Annotated in this window: 1 protein-coding gene; it reads right to left on the bottom strand. The window is 71.3% G+C overall.

Going from position 1 to position 477, the window contains the following annotated elements; translation table 11 throughout:
- The coding region (locus tag EQG76_RS24025) for a carbohydrate kinase family protein (RefSeq protein ID WP_235031537.1) at positions 1–416 on the bottom strand (416 nt) is incomplete at its 3' end.
- Between the last annotated feature and the right edge of the window lie 61 nt (positions 417–477).

The following is a 477-nucleotide window of genomic DNA, read 5'->3' as shown; positions in this document are numbered from 1 at the left end:
CCGCCCAGATGGACGAAGCGGGCATCCAGCACCTGGGGGTAGCGCTCGGGGGGCAACTCGAAGCGGTCGGCGGCGCCGCGCATGTGCAGGGCCGGCCGCTCGCCGTTCGGACGCACGGTCATGATGGTGGTGGAGGTCGGCACGCCCGCGATGCGCTGCATCGCGGAGATGTCCACGCCATGCCGCGCCAGCCGATCGAGCACGAAGCCGCCATGCTCGTCATCGCCCACCGAGCCTGCCGCCAGCGTGCGCAGGCCGAGCTTGGCGAGGTCGACGGCGGTGGCACCGGCCGTGCCGGACACCACCATGCGGATCTCGTCGACGAAGGCGACACCCCCACCCTCAGGGATCGCCTCGACCGGCCGCGCCAGGATGTCGAGCGTGTAGAAACCCACTGCCGCCGCGTCGTAGCGCACGCCGATGCCTCCCCGGTCGTTCCCGCGTTCCGGGATGACTAACCGGGTTCCGATTAGCGGC

The organism is Geminicoccus flavidas (assembly GCF_009806515.1).
Classification (GTDB): Bacteria; Pseudomonadota; Alphaproteobacteria; order Geminicoccales; family Geminicoccaceae; genus Geminicoccus; species Geminicoccus flavidus.
Note: the sequence above shows the minus strand (reverse complement) of the source record. Positions and strands in the feature narration are given on the sequence as shown.